At 61.6% G+C, this 15,035-nt stretch carries 15 protein-coding genes; 11 read left to right on the top strand and 4 right to left on the bottom strand.

The window, feature by feature from the left end:
- Window positions 1–51: 51 nt before the first annotated feature.
- Window positions 52–1,194: a glutamate--cysteine ligase gene (locus art_RS09770; protein ID WP_038464555.1), complete on the bottom strand. Its 1,143-nt coding sequence runs from the start codon at window positions 1,192–1,194 to the stop codon at window positions 52–54.
- A gap of 99 nt (window positions 1,195–1,293) precedes the next feature.
- Here art_RS09770 and art_RS09765 point away from each other — a divergent pair, with 99 nt between their 5' ends.
- Window positions 1,294–2,109 (top strand): shikimate 5-dehydrogenase, encoded by an 816-nt coding sequence (locus art_RS09765; RefSeq protein ID WP_082000226.1) that lies wholly within the window; start codon window positions 1,294–1,296, stop codon window positions 2,107–2,109.
- A gap of 175 nt (window positions 2,110–2,284) precedes the next feature.
- On the opposite strand, the gene art_RS09760 is transcribed toward art_RS09765, so the two are convergent.
- On the bottom strand, window positions 2,285–3,508 hold the full coding sequence (locus art_RS09760) for a class I SAM-dependent methyltransferase (RefSeq protein WP_038464549.1): 1,224 nt from the start codon (window positions 3,506–3,508) through the stop codon (window positions 2,285–2,287).
- Window positions 3,509–3,649: 141 nt separating this feature from the next.
- On the opposite strand from art_RS09760, the gene art_RS09755 reads away from it, so the two are divergent.
- The 4 genes from art_RS09755 to art_RS09740 all read left to right on the top strand — a co-directional run bounded on the left by art_RS09755 (window position 3,650) and on the right by art_RS09740 (window position 7,580).
- Entirely contained in the window at window positions 3,650–4,633 is a 984-nt protein-coding gene (locus tag art_RS09755; protein ID WP_038464546.1) for a siderophore ABC transporter substrate-binding protein, read from the top strand.
- A gap of 91 nt (window positions 4,634–4,724) precedes the next feature.
- Complete coding sequence (locus art_RS09750) at window positions 4,725–5,726, top strand: ABC transporter permease (RefSeq protein ID WP_052136207.1); 1,002 nt, start codon at window positions 4,725–4,727, stop codon at window positions 5,724–5,726.
- Window positions 5,719–6,828, top strand: a complete 1,110-nt coding sequence (locus tag art_RS09745; RefSeq protein WP_082000225.1) for an iron chelate uptake ABC transporter family permease subunit — start codon at window positions 5,719–5,721, stop codon at window positions 6,826–6,828. The genes art_RS09750 and art_RS09745 overlap by 8 nt, the downstream gene beginning before the upstream one ends.
- Window positions 6,825–7,580: an ABC transporter ATP-binding protein gene (locus art_RS09740; RefSeq protein ID WP_038464542.1), complete on the top strand. Its 756-nt coding sequence runs from the start codon at window positions 6,825–6,827 to the stop codon at window positions 7,578–7,580. The genes art_RS09745 and art_RS09740 overlap by 4 nt, the downstream gene beginning before the upstream one ends.
- Window positions 7,581–7,623: 43 nt before the next feature.
- Here art_RS09740 and art_RS09735 read toward each other — a convergent pair whose 3' ends face one another.
- Together art_RS09735 and art_RS09730 are read right to left on the bottom strand one after the other, a co-directional pair.
- Window positions 7,624–8,433, bottom strand: a complete 810-nt coding sequence (locus art_RS09735) for an ABC transporter permease (RefSeq protein ID WP_038464538.1) — start codon at window positions 8,431–8,433, stop codon at window positions 7,624–7,626.
- Window positions 8,430–9,320 carry an ABC transporter ATP-binding protein gene (locus tag art_RS09730; RefSeq protein ID WP_038464536.1) on the bottom strand — a complete coding sequence of 297 codons (891 nt, stop codon included), beginning with the start codon at window positions 9,318–9,320 and terminating at the stop codon, window positions 8,430–8,432. The genes art_RS09735 and art_RS09730 overlap by 4 nt, the downstream gene beginning before the upstream one ends.
- A gap of 350 nt (window positions 9,321–9,670) precedes the next feature.
- Here art_RS09730 and art_RS21650 point away from each other — a divergent pair, with 350 nt between their 5' ends.
- The 6 genes from art_RS21650 (at window position 9,671) to groL (ending at window position 14,974) form a co-directional block, all read left to right on the top strand.
- Window positions 9,671–10,225 (top strand): AAA family ATPase, encoded by a 555-nt coding sequence (locus tag art_RS21650; protein ID WP_082000224.1) that lies wholly within the window; start codon window positions 9,671–9,673, stop codon window positions 10,223–10,225.
- Window positions 10,226–10,543: 318 nt separating this feature from the next.
- Window positions 10,544–11,707 (top strand): MFS transporter, encoded by a 1,164-nt coding sequence (locus art_RS09725; protein ID WP_162182051.1) that lies wholly within the window; start codon window positions 10,544–10,546, stop codon window positions 11,705–11,707.
- Window positions 11,708–11,869: 162 nt separating this feature from the next.
- Window positions 11,870–12,091 carry a ribbon-helix-helix protein, CopG family gene (locus art_RS09720; protein ID WP_038464529.1) on the top strand — a complete coding sequence of 74 codons (222 nt, stop codon included), beginning with the start codon at window positions 11,870–11,872 and terminating at the stop codon, window positions 12,089–12,091.
- A complete protein-coding gene (locus tag art_RS09715; protein ID WP_038464526.1) occupies window positions 12,088–12,354 on the top strand; it encodes a type II toxin-antitoxin system RelE/ParE family toxin in 267 nt (88 codons plus the stop codon). The genes art_RS09720 and art_RS09715 overlap by 4 nt, the downstream gene beginning before the upstream one ends.
- A 616-nt stretch (window positions 12,355–12,970) precedes the next feature.
- Window positions 12,971–13,267 carry a co-chaperone GroES gene (groES, locus tag art_RS09710; RefSeq protein ID WP_038464523.1) on the top strand — a complete coding sequence of 99 codons (297 nt, stop codon included), beginning with the start codon at window positions 12,971–12,973 and terminating at the stop codon, window positions 13,265–13,267.
- 99 nt (window positions 13,268–13,366) lie between these two features.
- A complete protein-coding gene (gene groL / locus art_RS09705; protein ID WP_038464520.1) occupies window positions 13,367–14,974 on the top strand; it encodes a chaperonin GroEL in 1,608 nt (535 codons plus the stop codon).
- The last annotated feature ends 61 nt before the right edge of the window (window positions 14,975–15,035 follow it).

Raw genomic sequence — 15,035 nt, 5'->3', positions numbered from 1 at the left:
ACGCCGTCTAAGAATTTTCTAAGAATTTCCGGCGCCAGGGAGCCGAGCAGGCTAGTTGCTGGCCATCTCCGCAACCAATTCACGCACGACGGCGCGCAGCTCGCCACCGTGGGCGGCCGCAACACGGCGCTGGCGCTGGTAGCTGGCGCCGGCGGCAATGATTTTTTCAACGTTCGCCAGCTCGTCGGCGCAGCCAAGCTTGGCCGCAATCGGCTCCAGCTTGTTCAACAGTTCAACCGTGTGCTCGGTGACGAGTTGTTCCTTGCCGGCTGCGTCCAGGATGATGATGGCGTCCATGCCGTACCGGGCGGCACGCCACTTGTTTTCCTGGACGTGCCACGGCGGCATGGTGGGGATGGTGCCGCCGTCGTTCAAGGTATTTGAAAAGTCTTCCACAAGGCACTGGGTCAGGGCCGCAATGGCACCAATTCCCTCCAGCGTGGACATGCCGTCGCAGATCCGCATTTCTATGGTGCCCAGGCTCGCCACGGGGCGGATGTCCCAGCGGATTTCGTTGGGGGCATCGATGACACCGGTGGTGAACATGTCCTGGACGTAGGACTCGTAGGCGGCCCAATCGGGGAACTGGAACGGCAGCCCGGCGGTGGGCAGCTGCTGGAACATGAGTGCCCGCTGCGAGGCGTATCCGGTGTCCTCGCCGTTCCAGTACGGGGAGGAGGCGGAGAGCGCCTGGAAGTGCGGGAAGTAGTTGACCAGCCCGTCCAGAACCGGCATGGCCTTGGAAACGTGATCCAGGCCCACATGGACGTGCACGCCGTAAATGAGCATCTGACTGCCCCACCACTGGGTGCGGTCGACTAGCTTCGCGTAGCGTTCCTTGTCGGTGACGACCTGGGTGCGCGGGTCGCTGAAGGGGTGGGTGCCGGCGCTGAGCAGTTCCAGGCCCAAGGGTGCGGACGCCGCGCGCAAAACGTTCAGGTTGCGGCGCAGGTCCTCGGTTCCTTCGGCGACTGTGCGGCAGACCCCTGTGACCAACTCAACAGTGTTCTGCAGCATCTCACCCTTGATGTGGGGATGCTCACCGGAGGCCATGGATCCGGGGTGGGCGGCTTCAATGTTCTCAAAGACATCGTCGGCGCGGGCAGCCAATTCGCCGGATTCGGCGTCAACCAGCGCAATTTCCCATTCCAGGCCCAGCGTTGACTGCTCAGATTTCGCGAAGTCAATCTTCACGGGCGACGCCCCCTTGGCACTGTTTAAAACATGGCTGCAAGGCGGCAGGACGCCGGTTGCCTTCTGATTGTAGTTCAGGATATGGGGCACACTTGAGGGGTGCCTATTTTGAACAAAGACATGTCATTGTGCATTTCCCTCGCCGCGCGTCCCAGCAACATTGGCACGCGCTTTCACAATTACCTGTACGACGCCCTGGACCTGAATTACATCTACAAGGCGTTCGCACCTGCTGACCTCGCCCAGGCGATCGCCGGTGTGCGCGGCCTCGGCATTCGCGGTGCTGCCGTTTCCATGCCGTACAAGGAGGACGTCATCGCCCTCGTTGACGTCATGGATGACTCCGCGTCCGCCATCGATTCGGTCAACACCATCGTGAACACCGACGGCGTGCTCACCGCGTACAACACCGACTACCTCGCGATCGCCCGGCTGGTGGTGGAGCACAGCCTTGACCCGGCATCCAGCGTTTTATTGCGTGGTTCAGGCGGCATGGCCAAGGCTGTGGCCGCTGCCATGCACGACGCCGGATTCACGAATGTCACGATTGTGGCCCGCAACGAGGAACGGGGCCGGGCGCTTGCCGCGCTGTACGGTTTTGCCTGGCTGGCTGAGACGGGGGACTCCGGTGCGGAAGTTCTGATCAATGTCACGCCGCTGGGCATGGCCGGGGCCGACGAGTCGGCGCAGTCCTTCAGCGACGCCCTAGTGGCGCAGGCGCACGTGGTGTTCGACGTCGTCGCGCTTCCCGCCGAAACTCCGCTGATCAAGGCGGCCCGAGCTGCGGGGAAGCACGTCATCACGGGCGCCGAGGTCATCGCCCTCCAGGCCGAGGAGCAGTTTGTGCTGTACACGGGTGTGCGGCCCAGCCCCGAGTTGGTGCGCGAAGCCTCAGCGTTCTCCCGCGCCCCATAGACGCTCCTGCGCTTGTGGGTGGGTTTTGACGAATGCTCCTGCGCTTGAATTGGCTAGGGACCCCGCTCGCGCAAAGCAGTGCAGGAGCGTTCAGGAAAAGTGCCCCACAACTGCAGGAGCGTTGGGAGGAAAGTGCCCCACAAGTGCAGGAGCGTTTGTATGTATGCAGGTTCGGTCAGGCGCCGTTGAAGCCGTGGGGCTCCACCACGATGGCCACGCGGTCCTCGCCAATGCGCGTCAGCACCAGCGTGGCCTTGTTGGGGCCCTTGCCTGAACCTGTCAGCAACTGGCGGCGCAGCTCTTCGGGGGTGGTGGAGATCCCGCGCTTCTTGATGTCGAGCACCCCGATCCGGGTGGCTTTCACCCAAGCCTTCAAGGCCTTGACGTTGAACGGCTTCACCTCAAGGACCTTGTAGCAGCGGGCCAGCGGCGTGTGTACCGGCTCGTCGGAGCACAGGTAGGCGATGTGTTCGTCGATTAGGTGGGCACCCATGCTGCGGGCCAAATCTGCCACGAGCCCGGCACGGATCACGGCGCCGTCGGGCTCGTAGAGGTAGCCGGAGATGGGCCCAATGTCAGCATCCTGTGCGCCCGGCTCGTAGGACACCGGGCTGGTGATTTCATTCATGCCGGCGACACCCACCACCAGGGCGGAGCGGCGGATGCCGGGGCGGGCCAGCCGGTTGAAGTACAGCCCGGCCTCCACCACGTCCCCGTTGACGGAGATCCACTGGGCCTCGGCGGTCGCCGGGATGGCCTCATGGGGGATGCCCGGGCCCATCTTCACGCCCACCGCCAGGCCCCGATCGGCCAGCTGTTCAACAAAGGACAGCGGCGGGGAGAACGCTTCGGGGTCAAAAAGCCGGGTGGTTCCGGACGTGCTGGTGGTGCGCCGGGCCGGGTCCAGCCAGACACCCTCAATGCCGGACAGGTCGGTGTCTTCGGCGCGGCCGCACACCACGCGGGCATGGGGGAACGGCATCAGGTTCACGGTGGTGCACGCGGCGGTGACCTCGTCCATATCAACAGCGGTGACGTTGATGTCCAAGCTGGCCATGGCGAGCGAATCCGCGCCCAAGCCGCACCCGAGGTCGGCCACGGAGGTGATGGACGCCGTCGTAAATCTTTGTGCATGCAACGCGGCGATGCTCAGTCGGGTGGCTTGTTCCAGGCCGGCCTGGGTGAACAGCATTTGCTGCGCAAACTCGCCAAACTTGGCCTCAGCCTTGGCGCGCAGCCTCGCCTGGGTTAGGGCGGCTGCGACCAGTTCGGGGGAGTGGCCGGCCTTGCGCAGCGACTCGTTGAGCTTGAGGGAATCAGCTTCGCGGTACGGGCCCAGCGAGGATAAAAGTTCCCATCCTGCCGGGGTGAGAAGGGGGGAAATTACGTCGAGGGCCATGCAATAAGCCTAACGGCAGGATGCGTGTGACGAGCCTCACGGTGATTACGTTACGAATAACTTGCGCAATTATTGAATTTTGTATTAGCTTTTGATCAGGCCTAATTAGGTATGCCTAAGCTAACCTGCATCTGGAGACTGATGATCTTGAAGAAACACCTGTTGACACTCGGAGCCGCAGCCGCCATGCTCGCCCTCACCGCCTGCGGAGGTTCCGCTGCGGCACCGGCAGACACGTCCAGCCCCAGTGCCAGCAACATAACGGTGGAGGACAACAACGGCACGCACACCATCAGCGCCCCGCCCGCATCCGTGGTTGCCACCGACAACCGGACCTTCGAGACGCTCGCCGACTGGGGCGTCACGCTCAAGGCCGGCGCCGTGGCGCTCATGCCGGACAGCAGCGCGTACAAGAAGGACGCGTCGATCGTGGACCTGGGCAGCCACCGCGAACCGAACCTGGAAGCCATTGTCACGGTTGCCCCTGACGTGATCGTCAACGGCCAGCGCTTCGCCCAGTTCCACGACGACTTCACCAAGCTGGCTCCCAACGCCACCGTGCTGGAACTCGATCCGCGCGACGGTGAGCCGTTCGATTCCGAGCTCAAGCGCCAGACCACCGTGCTCGGCGAAGTTTTTGCCAAGCAGGCAGAAGCCAAAAAGCTCAACGACGACTTTGACGCCGCCGTCGAGCGGGTGAAGGCCTCCTACGACAAGAAAAGCACCGTCATGGGTGTCATCGCTTCGGGCGGCAACATTAACTACTCCGCCCCCGGCACCGGGCGCACGCTCGGTCCGCTCTTCGACATCCTGGGCCTGACCCCGGCCCTTGAGGTCAAGGATGCCAGCACCGACCACCAAGGTGATGACATCTCGGTCGAGGCCATTGCCAAGTCCAAGCCGGACTGGATCCTGGTCATGGACAGGGATGCGGCCGTGTCGGCCGATGACGCCAGCTACTCACCGGCGAACGAGCTGCTGGAAAAGTCGGAGGCGCTCAAGAACGTCCCGGCCACTCAGAACGGCAACATCGTCTACATGCCGGCCGACACCTACACCAACGAGGGAATCCAGACCTACACGGAATTCCTGAACACCTTCGCGGACGCCCTGGAAGGCAAGTAGCCATATTCTTCACCAGCCCAGTGGCGGTTCCGGCAGCAATGCCGGACCCGCTGCTTTGCTGTTTGCCGGCAGGATCTGAAGGGACCGCTGCATGAGTACAACACTGAAGGCCACCGCCAGGGGCCCGGTGAAAACACCCGGCAAGGGCAGGCTCTTTGAGCCGAAACTGCTGATTGGCATTGCCGTCGTGGCCCTATTGCTGGTGTTCTCGCTGTTCACCGGCGTCTACGACATCTTCGGCGGTGCGGACGGTGGCGAAATGTTTGCCATCACCCGCATCCCCCGCACCATCGCCCTGGTGCTGGCCGGTGCCGCCATGGCCATGTCGGGACTCGTCATGCAGCTGCTGACACAAAACCGCTTCGTCGAACCCACCACCACCGGCACCACCGAATGGGCGGGACTGGGACTGCTGACGGTCATGCTGATCAACCCCAACGCCAGCATCCTGATCAAGATGTCGGGGGCAGTCCTGGCCGCCTTCATCGGCACCATGATCTTCTTCCTTTTTCTGCGCCGGGTCTCCCTGAAAGCGTCGCTGACGGTGCCGATCGTGGGCATCATGCTGGGTGCCGTGGTCGGTGCCATCTCCACCTTCATCGCGCTGCAGACGGACATGCTCCAGAGCCTTGGCATCTGGTTTGCCGGCAGCTTCACCTCGGTACTCCGCGGCCAGTACGAGGTGCTGTGGATTGTGGCCCTCGTGGGCGTGGCCGTGTTCTTCGTCGCCGACAGGTTCACGGTGGCCGGCCTCGGCGAGGATGTCGCCACCAACGTTGGCCTGAACTACAACCAAGTCATGCTGCTGGGCACCGGGCTCATCGCGATTGCCACCGGCGTTGTCACCGTTGTTGTTGGCAATTTGCCGTTCCTGGGCCTGATCGTGCCGAACATTGTCTCGATGTTCCGCGGCGATGACCTGCGCGGGAACCTGCCGTGGGTGTGCCTGCTGGGCATCGCCATTGTGACCATTTGCGACCTTGTGGGACGAACCATCATCATGCCCTTCGAGGTGCCTGTCTCCCTGATTCTCGGCGTCGTCGGCGCCCTCGTCTTCGTGGCCCTGGTCCTGAGGCAGCGCCGCCATGCTTGATACTCCCTCGACCCGGCCCACCCAACGCAAGACTCCCGCAGTCGGGCTTCCCTCGCCCCTGAAGCCCTTTAAGAAGTACGACGGCGGCACCCGCCTTCCGGAACGCAGCTCGGCTTCCCTGCCCACTCACCGTTCGCGCAGGCGCTATTGGATTGTGCTCAGTGTCTTGCTGGTCATGGCGGTGGGCTTCGGCTTTGGGCTGCTCGCATGGGACAACCCCATGCCCGTTGGTTCCGACGGGTTCTGGCTCATTGCGCAGATGCGCGGCACCAGCGTCATTGTCATGGCCGTGGTGGCGATCTGCCAGGCCATGGCGACCGTCAGCTTCCAGACGGCAACCAACAACCGGATCATCACGCCGTCGATCATGGGCTTTGAATCCCTCTACATCGCGGTGCAGACAGGCGCAGTGTTCTTCCTGGGCGCCGCCGGTGTGACGGCGGTGCAGGGCGTGCCGCAGTTTGTGCTGCAAATCCTCATCATGGTGGGCCTGTCCATGGCGCTGTATGGCTGGCTGCTGTCCGGAAAACACGGCAACATCCATGTCATGCTGCTGATCGGCATCATCATTGGTGGCGGGCTGGGCTCCGTCTCGACCTTCATGCAACGGCTGCTGAGCCCCAGCGAGTTCGACATCCTCACGGCGCGCCTGTTTGGTTCGGTGTCCAACGCGGATGTGCGCTACCTGCCCATCGCCATCCCGTTGTGCCTCGGCGCCGGGGTCCTGCTGCTGCTCAATGCCAGGCGCCTGAACGTGGTTGCGTTGGGGGCCGACACCAGCAGGAACCTGGGCCTGAACCACCGTTTTGAAGTGATGCGGGTGTTGTTCCTGGTCTCGATCCTGATGGCCACCTCCACCGCGCTGGTTGGCCCCATGACCTTCCTGGGCTTCCTCGTTGCCACGCTCGCCTACCAGCTGGCCGACAGCCACGACCACAAATATGTTTTCCCCATTGCGGTGCTCATTGGCTTTGTGGTGCTTTCGGGTTCGTACTTCGTCATGAAGCACGTTTTTTATGCCGAAGGTGTTGTCTCGATCATCATCGAAGTGGTTGGCGGTTCCGTGTTCCTGTTCTTCATTTTACGAAAGGGTCGCCTGTGATCACGCTGACCGAGGTTAGAAAAAGCTATAGCAGCGAGGTCTCCATTGGTCCGGTCAACCTGCAGATTCCCGCAGGCGGGGTCACCGCCCTGGTGGGGCCCAACGGTGCAGGCAAGTCGACGCTGTTGACCATGATTGGCCGGTTGTTGGGCATTGATGCGGGCGCCATTGAGATTGCCGGCTACGACGTGGCCAGCACGAAGTCCAAGGACCTGGCCAAGATTGTTTCGGTGCTGCGCCAGGAAAACCATTTCGTGGCCCGGCTGACCGTGCGCCAGCTGGTTGGCTTTGGCCGCTTCCCGCATTCCAAGGGCAGGCTGACACTGGCCGATGAAGAGGCCATCAGCCAGTCAATCGACTTCCTGAATCTTGGGGAGCTGGAAAACCGCTTCCTTGACCAGCTCTCCGGCGGGCAGCGCCAACGCGCTTACGTTGCCATGGTCCTGGCCCAGGACACCGACTATGTGTTGTTGGATGAGCCGCTGAACAACCTCGACATGAAGCATGCAGCCCAAATGATGGCGCTGCTCAGCCGTGCCGCCACGGAACTGGGCCGCACCATTGTCATCGTGCTGCATGACATCAACTTTGCGGCCCACTACGCCGACCACATTTGTGCGGTCAAGGACGGCAATGTCGTTGAATTTGGCACGCCGGAGCAGATCATGACCGGTGACGTCCTGAGTCGCGTCTTTGACACCCCCGTGCAGGTCATTGAAGGTCCGCGCGGCCCGCTGGCCGTCTACTACTAACAGCCGGGCAGGGCCCGCCGGCCGCCGCTTCTGCGGGGCCGGCTCAGCGGTCCTTGCGGATCCAGCGGAACGTGAAGCGGCACAGCACCAGCCCCACTACCAGCCACACACCCATGACCAGGGCCACGAGCCCCAGGTCCCACGAGCCGCTGGGTTCGATGGCTTCGAATGACTCCGGCAGGAACACCGCACGCATGCCCTGCGCCATCCACTTCAGCGGAAAGATGCTGGCAAAGTTCTGCAGCCACACGGGCAGCTGGGAAAAGGGCAGATACACGCCGGAAATGAATTGCAGCAGCAGCACGATCGGGATGACCACGGCCGTGGCGCTCTTCCCGGACCGCGGCAGCGCGGAGAGGGCGATGCCCAAGACACAACTGGTGATCACGCCAAACAGGAACACCCACGTGAACGTCAGCCACTTGGCGGCCTCCGCCGGAAGCTCCACGTCGAAGGCGAATCGGGCCACCAGCAGCAGCAGGATCACCTGCAGCACCGAGCTGACAAACACCATGCCGATCTTGCCCATGAAATAGGAAAACACGGGCAGGGGAGTGCCGCCCAGCCGCTTCAGCGTGCCGTCGCCCTTCTCAGCGGCAATGTCCACACCCAGGTTCTGGACCCCGCTGAGCAGCATGCCCGCGGCCACCATGCCCGGCAGGTAGAACGCCGCATACGTGATGCCGCCGCCGTCCATGTCAGCACCAATATTCGGGCTGGTGCTGAACGCCACGGCGAACACCGAGAGCATCAGGATCGGGAACAAGAACGTGAAAAAGACGGAATCACCTTGGCGGAAATACAATTTCAGCTCGTAGCCAATGCGGGAGGTGCCCAGCTGCAGTGTCCTCATGCGGCACCGCCCCTCACATCTTGCGCCACGGATTCCTGCGCAGCGGAGTGATTGCCCACCATGTCCAAATAAATGTCTTCGAGGCTGGGGCGGGTGATTTCAAGCCCCGGCACCTCACCGCCCGCCTCTGCGTAAAGCCGTGCGGCCAGTGCGGTGGGCTCGGCGGTGCGCTCTTCGCGGACGACGCCGTCCTGCCGCCACCGCACCAGCGGCACCCTTGCGTCGTGTCCGCCAATGTCATCGATGGGGCCGATGTCCACCAACTTGCCGCCCACGATCACCCCTGCCCGGTCCGCCAGCGTTGCCGCCTCATCCAGGTAGTGGGTTGTCAGCAGGATCGTTGTGCCCTCGGCCTTGAGCTGGTTGATCAGCTCCCAAAACTGCCGCCGGGCTTCCGGGTCAAAGCCGGTGGTTGGTTCATCCAGGAACAAGAGCCGGGGCCTTCCGATGATGCCCAGTGCCACATCCACCCGCCTGCGCTGCCCGCCGGACAGTTTGGCGATCCGGGTTTTCGCCTTGCCGTCCAGTCCGACGGCGTCAATCACCTCGGCGACGTTGCGCGGGTTTGGGTAGTAGCCGGCAAAGTGGGTCAGCTGTTCAAGCACCGTGACGTTGCCGCTTTCACCGCTCGATTGCAGCACAATGCCCAGCTGGGACTTCCAGTCCAAACCGCCGTGCTGTGGATCTGTGCCAAGGACGCGTGCTTCACCGCTGCTGCGGTCCCGGTAACCCTCCAGGATTTCAATTGTGGTGCTTTTCCCAGCACCGTTGGGGCCCAGCAGGGCAAACGTTTCACCGTCGTGGATCTCAAAACTGATGCCATCCACGGCCGTGAAGGTGCCGTACTGCTTCTTGAGGTTGCGCACGTGCACAGGGCTCGTTGTCATGGCAACATCCTTGCATCCAGCCAGGACTGTGAACAGTAGCCGCGTCGCAATAGTGGCAACAGAGCAGCACTCCTTGCACGGCACTGAATCGGAACGTCAGACAAAGCGAAAGTTGAGGAACTTCGGCGCGTAATGGTGGTAATGGGCGGCCACTCGTTGACGAAGTGCTGTTTTCGGCTTTGTCCTGCATCTTGGCGGCTCATCAGAAGCCACTCGGTATGAAGCCAGCTGCACGGCTCTCGCATGCCGGTAGGGGTAACCTCCTGCGGGAAACACAGCACGAGTATGCAGCTCGATGACGTGAGCCGGGCTGCCGAAGCACCACGATCTTGCATGCAAGAATTGGAAGAATGAAACGCTCGAGAATTCATATCATGGGAGCTAGTGGTTCCGGTACGACGACTCTGGCCCGTGCACTTGCCAACCATTGGTCCGTGCCTCATGCCGATGCTGATGACTATTTCTGGCTACCGTCTGATCCGCCATACGTGGACAAGCGCGCCGAAAAAGAACGACTTGATCTGATGCAGACTTTATTCGTTCCCCGTGAAGCCTGGATCCTCTCAGGATCAATGCTCGGTTGGGGACAAAGCATTGTTGACCAATGCGATGCTGTCATATATCTATCGCTCAATGCTGATGAACGGATGCGTCGTCTGAAAACTCGTGAGACAGCGCGTAGAGTCGGAAGCAATTTTGACGAAGTTGCTTGGGAAGGATTCTTGGAATGGGCGCAGGGCTATGACAATCCCATGTTCAAAGGAAGGAGTCGTATCAGCCACGAAAGATGGCTCACAAGCCTAGACAAACCCGTGCTTCGGCTCGACAGTGCACAACCCCAGGAAGAACTGGTCAACGCCGTTCTAGGCTGGCAACCCAGCATTCTGCGGCATCAGCCCGCATAATCGGACCGGTTCCTTGCCGGGAACCCTCTGCAGGACGGCACACACGGCCGTAGCATGCTGAGCCCCGGGAGATCCAAAAGCTGACACAGGGCACCAGACATGGCGATGGTCGAGAGGCAAGCCCCACGGGCTTGACCGGTGAGAGTGGGGTTTGCTGGATCTATTGGCAGCCCTGCCCCCGCACGTGTTGGCGTAGGCTCATGTCAGAGGATCGATGACGAGCCTTGAGTCAGGGAGACATGCTCCCGGTTGGGTGGGAATCACGAAGGGGAATTTGTGACTTCGTTTTCCTACGCGACCGTTCTTAAATCTCGCGGTGTGTCACCCCGACTGGCCGCCGTATTTCTCAGCGCAGTGCCGATCGGCATGTTGGCGCTGACCATGGTGCTGACAGTGGAACGCTGGACCGATTCGCTCGCTGCGGCGGGAACGGTCAGTGCACTCTTTAGTCTGGGTAATGCCTGCGGGCTGGGTATCCAAGGCGCCCTCATGGACCGTCTGGGGTCCCGGATCGTGATTGGGATCGCGGGCGTGGCCTGTGCGGCAAGCATCGCTGCTTTCGTGATGATAGGAAACGCCGGCGGGCCCCTATGGCTGATCGCGGCACTGGCCCTATTAGCGGGTAGCAGTATTCCAGCAGTAACCTCAGCGGTGCGGGCGGCTCTCCCGGAATTTCTGGAGGGGGACGGCGACAAGGCGGCCTCTTATGCCCTCCTGTCCGTCCTTTTCCAAGCCGCAGTGACCATTGGCCCGCTCATCGTCAGCGCTTGTTTGCTCTTCGCTACCCCGGATGCCGCCGGAGTCCTCGCTGCCGTTGTCATTGCAGCGGCGTGCCTGTTGTTCGTAGCTCAGCAGCCCCCGTCCCGCCCTCACATCAAACGTGATGGGGCGCCTTCGAGACGGCCAAAGTGGCCATCGGGTCTGGTCACGGTTCTGGGAACGGCTTCCGCAGTGGGGGTGGTATCCGGAGTGTTTGTCGTGGCGTTGCCGGCGATAGCCACGCGCACGGCAGCGCCGGCACTTTCTGGTTTGTTGTTTGCCGTCCTTGCCATTGGCGAAGTCGTCGGGGCGTTCGTCTACGGTGCGCGCAACTGGTCGTGGCGCAGGCGTGAGCAGTTGGGTGTCTTCCTCCTCGGGGCCACAGTGGTTTTCAGCCTGGCAGTGTTTGCAGCGCTCTGGCCGTATTGGCTGGTCCCGGCCATGTTCCTTTGTGGCATGGCGATCGCACCGATTTCGATCATCCTCTCGATCCTTCTCGATGATGTCGTTGAACCCGGTGAGCTGGCCAGGGCGTATTCCCTGATGGTCGCCGTCAGCCTGGCCGCAACGGCCGCAGCATCAGCCCTAACAGGGGCCATGGCTTCGATCATCTCTTCACCGGTGCTGCTGCTCTTCATCGTCCCAGCTTCGATCAGTGTCTCGTATGCATGGAGCCGGTGGCGGAAGGACACCCTTCTCTCGGGCGCCGGATCGAACGGATAGCTCCTTGGCTGCGCCGTTGCCGAATGCGCTGCCGAAGACATCAGGTCACCCTCAGAAGTCGACTGCACTGCCTTTTGGTGCCCGTAGGGGTAACCTTCACTGGGAATCATTGCCCGGCCACGTGTAAACTTGTCTTATAAAGCTGCACAGGAAGCTGGCACGATGACTATCTCAATTCGACTCACACCCGATGAAGAAGCCCGCCTTGATGTTCTCACGCAGCGCACCGGCCGGTCTAAGAGCTTCTATGTCAGGACCGCGCTCCATGAGTATCTTGCAGACCTCGAAGATGCATTCGCAGCAGATTCCGCTATCGCGGTTTTCGAAGCCGAGGGCCGTCGCAGCAGGCCGTTGGCCGAGTTGAAGGCTGAGACGGAACGGTGACGTCGCGGTGGCAGGTTGAAACCACCGCAGAGTTCGACCGCGAGTATAAGAAGCTTGACCGGGTGGTCCAGCAGCGCGTGATGGTCTACCTCGAGGAAATCGAAACCCTTGAGGATCCTCGTCAGCGAGGCAAAGGGCTTGCCGCCAACCACTCCGGCGTGTGGCGTTACCGCGTTGGCGACTACCGCATCCTCGCCCAGATTACCGATAGCACCTTCACCGTACTGGCCATTCGAGTAGGCCACCGCCGCGACATTTATTGATTCCTCCGGCCGAGCAGATCATCAAGTGCCGCTGCCTTCGACGCACTCGGCAGCAAGAGTTGTTCCGTAAGGGGAAAGCTCTGCGAAAACCAAACCATTTACCGTTGCGATTCACACTCGATGGGCCGTCCCGTAAGACCCGCCCGCAAAGAATTCCCGCTGAGGGGCGGGGCCCTATGCGGGGCAAGAAATGAAGACACCGAGATGATGCTCGCTTGCGCGGTAGTCATCTGCCGTAACCAGGCGCCGTGCACTGTCAGTGAACTGGCCACTTGCCCCGTCCTGCCCGCCCGTCCTGCCCTGCCCGTCCTGCCCTGCCCGTCCTGCCCGGCCGGGCCGTGTCCGGTATGTCTTTACCCGGCACCCAAGATGCGCCGTCAGCGAAACCCGGCCCGCCGGCGTCGTACTTTCAAGAGCAAATCTGGCACTCGCCTTGACCGAGTGCTAATCAATTCCATAGAGTCAGGGTTAGCACTCTCACCCCGAGGGTGCTAATGCTCTGAACTTTTTGCCATGGGAACATCACCGGCACCGCGACGACGGTTGGGTTCCACAAAAACATGGCGTGAAGACTGCCAGGCATCCAAAGAATTTACGTGTGAAGGAGAGGTCCTAAGTGTCGGTCTCTATTAAGCCTCTTGAGGATCGTATTGTTGTTCGCCAGCTCGAAGCAGAGCTGACCACCGCATCAGGTCTGGTCATCCCGGACACTGCCAAGGAAAAGCCCCAGGAGGGCGAAGTTGTGGCAGTCGGCCCCGGCCGCGTTGACGACAACGGCAACCGTGTCCCGATCGACGTTGCTGTTGGCGACGTAGTCATCTACTCCAAGTACGGTGGCACCGAAGTCAAGACCGGTGGCGAGGAACTGTTGGTTCTCTCCGCCCGCGACGTACTGGCCATCGTAGTTAAGTAACCACTTTTGTAAAGCCCCGCGCCGGTCATTCCTGCGGCCTCGATTCGTTCGAGATCACCAGGGTCGGGAGCGGGGTCTTTGCTTGAAAGGACCAAACGCATGGCTAAGCAGCTTGCATTCAATGACAGCGCACGGAAGGCCCTTGAGACCGGTATCGACAAGCTTGCCGATACCGTCAAGGTCACCCTCGGCCCGCGCGGTCGCAATGTTGTGCTCGACAAGAAGTGGGGCGCTCCCACGATCACCAACGACGGCGTAACCATCGCCCGCGAGGTGGAGCTGGAAGACCCGTACGAAAACCTTGGTGCACAGCTGGCCAAGGAAGTTGCCACGAAGACCAACGATGTTGCCGGCGACGGCACCACCACGGCCACCGTTTTGGCACAGGCACTGGTCAAGGAAGGCCTGCGCAACGTTGCCGCAGGTGCGGCTCCCGGCGAGCTCAAGCGCGGCATCCAGGTTTCCGTTGAAGCCATTGCCACGCGCCTGCTGGAGAACGCCCGCCCGGTTGAGGGTGGACAGGTGGCAGAAGTTGCCGCCATCTCCGCTCAGAGCCAGGAAATCGGCGACCTGCTCGCCGAGGCGTTCGACAAGGTCGGCAAGGATGGTGTCATCACCATCGAAGAATCCTCCACGACCTCCACCGAACTGGTCCTCACCGAGGGCATGCAGTTCGACAAGGGCTACCTGTCTCCGTACTTCGTCACCGACGCGGAACGCCAGGAAGCAGTCATGGAAGACGCACTGGTTCTGATCAACCAGGGCAAGATCTCCAACCTGCAGGAATTCCTGCCGCTGCTGGAAAAGGCACTTGCTGCCAACAAGCCGCTGTTCATCATTGCCGAAGACGTCGACGGCGAGGCACTGTCCACGCTGATCGTGAACCGTCTGCGCGGCACACTGAACGTTGTTGCCGTCAAGGCTCCCGGCTTCGGCGACCGTCGCAAGGCGATGCTGCAGGACATTGCGATCCTGACCGGCGCACAGGTTGTCTCCGCGGAGATCGGCCTGTCACTGGACCAGGTTGGCCTCGAGGTGCTGGGTACGGCTCGCCGTATCACCGTCACCAAGGACAACACCACCATCGTTGACGGTGCTGGCACGGCCGACGATGTGGCAGCCCGCGTGGCTCAGCTGCACGCCGAACTGAAGCGCACCGACTCCGACTGGGACAAGGAAAAGCTGCAGGAACGCTTGGCCAAGCTGGCCGGCGGCATCGGCGTGATCAAGGTTGGTGCAGCCACCGAGGTCGAGCTGAAGGAAAAGAAGCACCGTATTGAGGACGCAGTGTCCGCAACGCGTGCAGCTTTGGAAGAAGGCATTGTGGCCGGTGGCGGTTCCGCACTGGTACAGGCCGCCAAGGCACTGGACGAAGACGCTTCGGTTCTGGCGTTGACAGGTGACGCCGCAACAGCGATCGAACTGGTTCGCAAGGCTGTTGCCCAGCCGCTGCGCTGGATCGCCCAGAATGCTGGCCATGACGGCTACGTTGTGGTGCACAAGGTTGGCGAACTTGACGACGGCTTCGGCTTCAACGCTGCCACCGGCGAATACGGCAACCTGATCTCCGACGGCGTCATCGACCCCGTCAAGGTCACCCGTTCGGCCCTGCGCAACGCAGCCTCCATCGCGGCTTTGGTGCTCACCACCGAAGTACTCGTGACGGACAAGCCTGCCGAGGACGAAGAAGCAGCACACCAGCACTAACGTGCCGGAAGCTGACCGGATCGTCTGATCCGGCATTTATGGCACCGATCCCGCTTTCTGA

Source organism: Arthrobacter sp. PAMC 25486, from assembly GCF_000785535.1.
In the GTDB taxonomy this organism is placed as follows: Bacteria; Actinomycetota; Actinomycetes; order Actinomycetales; family Micrococcaceae; genus Specibacter.
This window is presented reverse-complemented; position numbering and strand designations above follow the sequence as displayed.

What these genes read in the sequence shown, in the direction of transcription:
- art_RS09760 (WP_038464549.1), bottom strand. Translation starts at nt 3,508, where the DNA reads ATGGCCCTCGACGTAATTTCCCCCCTTCTCACCCCGGCAGGATGGGAA.
- art_RS09755 (WP_038464546.1), top strand. Translation starts at nt 3,650, where the DNA reads ATGATCTTGAAGAAACACCTGTTGACACTCGGAGCCGCAGCCGCCATG.
- art_RS09750 (WP_052136207.1), top strand. Translation starts at nt 4,725, where the DNA reads ATGAGTACAACACTGAAGGCCACCGCCAGGGGCCCGGTGAAAACACCC.
- art_RS09745 (WP_082000225.1), top strand. Translation starts at nt 5,719, where the DNA reads ATGCTTGATACTCCCTCGACCCGGCCCACCCAACGCAAGACTCCCGCA.
- art_RS09735 (WP_038464538.1), bottom strand. Translation starts at nt 8,433, where the DNA reads ATGAGGACACTGCAGCTGGGCACCTCCCGCATTGGCTACGAGCTGAAA.
- art_RS09730 (WP_038464536.1), bottom strand. Translation starts at nt 9,320, where the DNA reads ATGACAACGAGCCCTGTGCACGTGCGCAACCTCAAGAAGCAGTACGGC.
- art_RS21650 (WP_082000224.1), top strand. Translation starts at nt 9,671, where the DNA reads ATGAAACGCTCGAGAATTCATATCATGGGAGCTAGTGGTTCCGGTACG.
- art_RS09720 (WP_038464529.1), top strand. Translation starts at nt 11,870, where the DNA reads ATGACTATCTCAATTCGACTCACACCCGATGAAGAAGCCCGCCTTGAT.
- groL (WP_038464520.1), top strand. Translation starts at nt 13,367, where the DNA reads ATGGCTAAGCAGCTTGCATTCAATGACAGCGCACGGAAGGCCCTTGAG.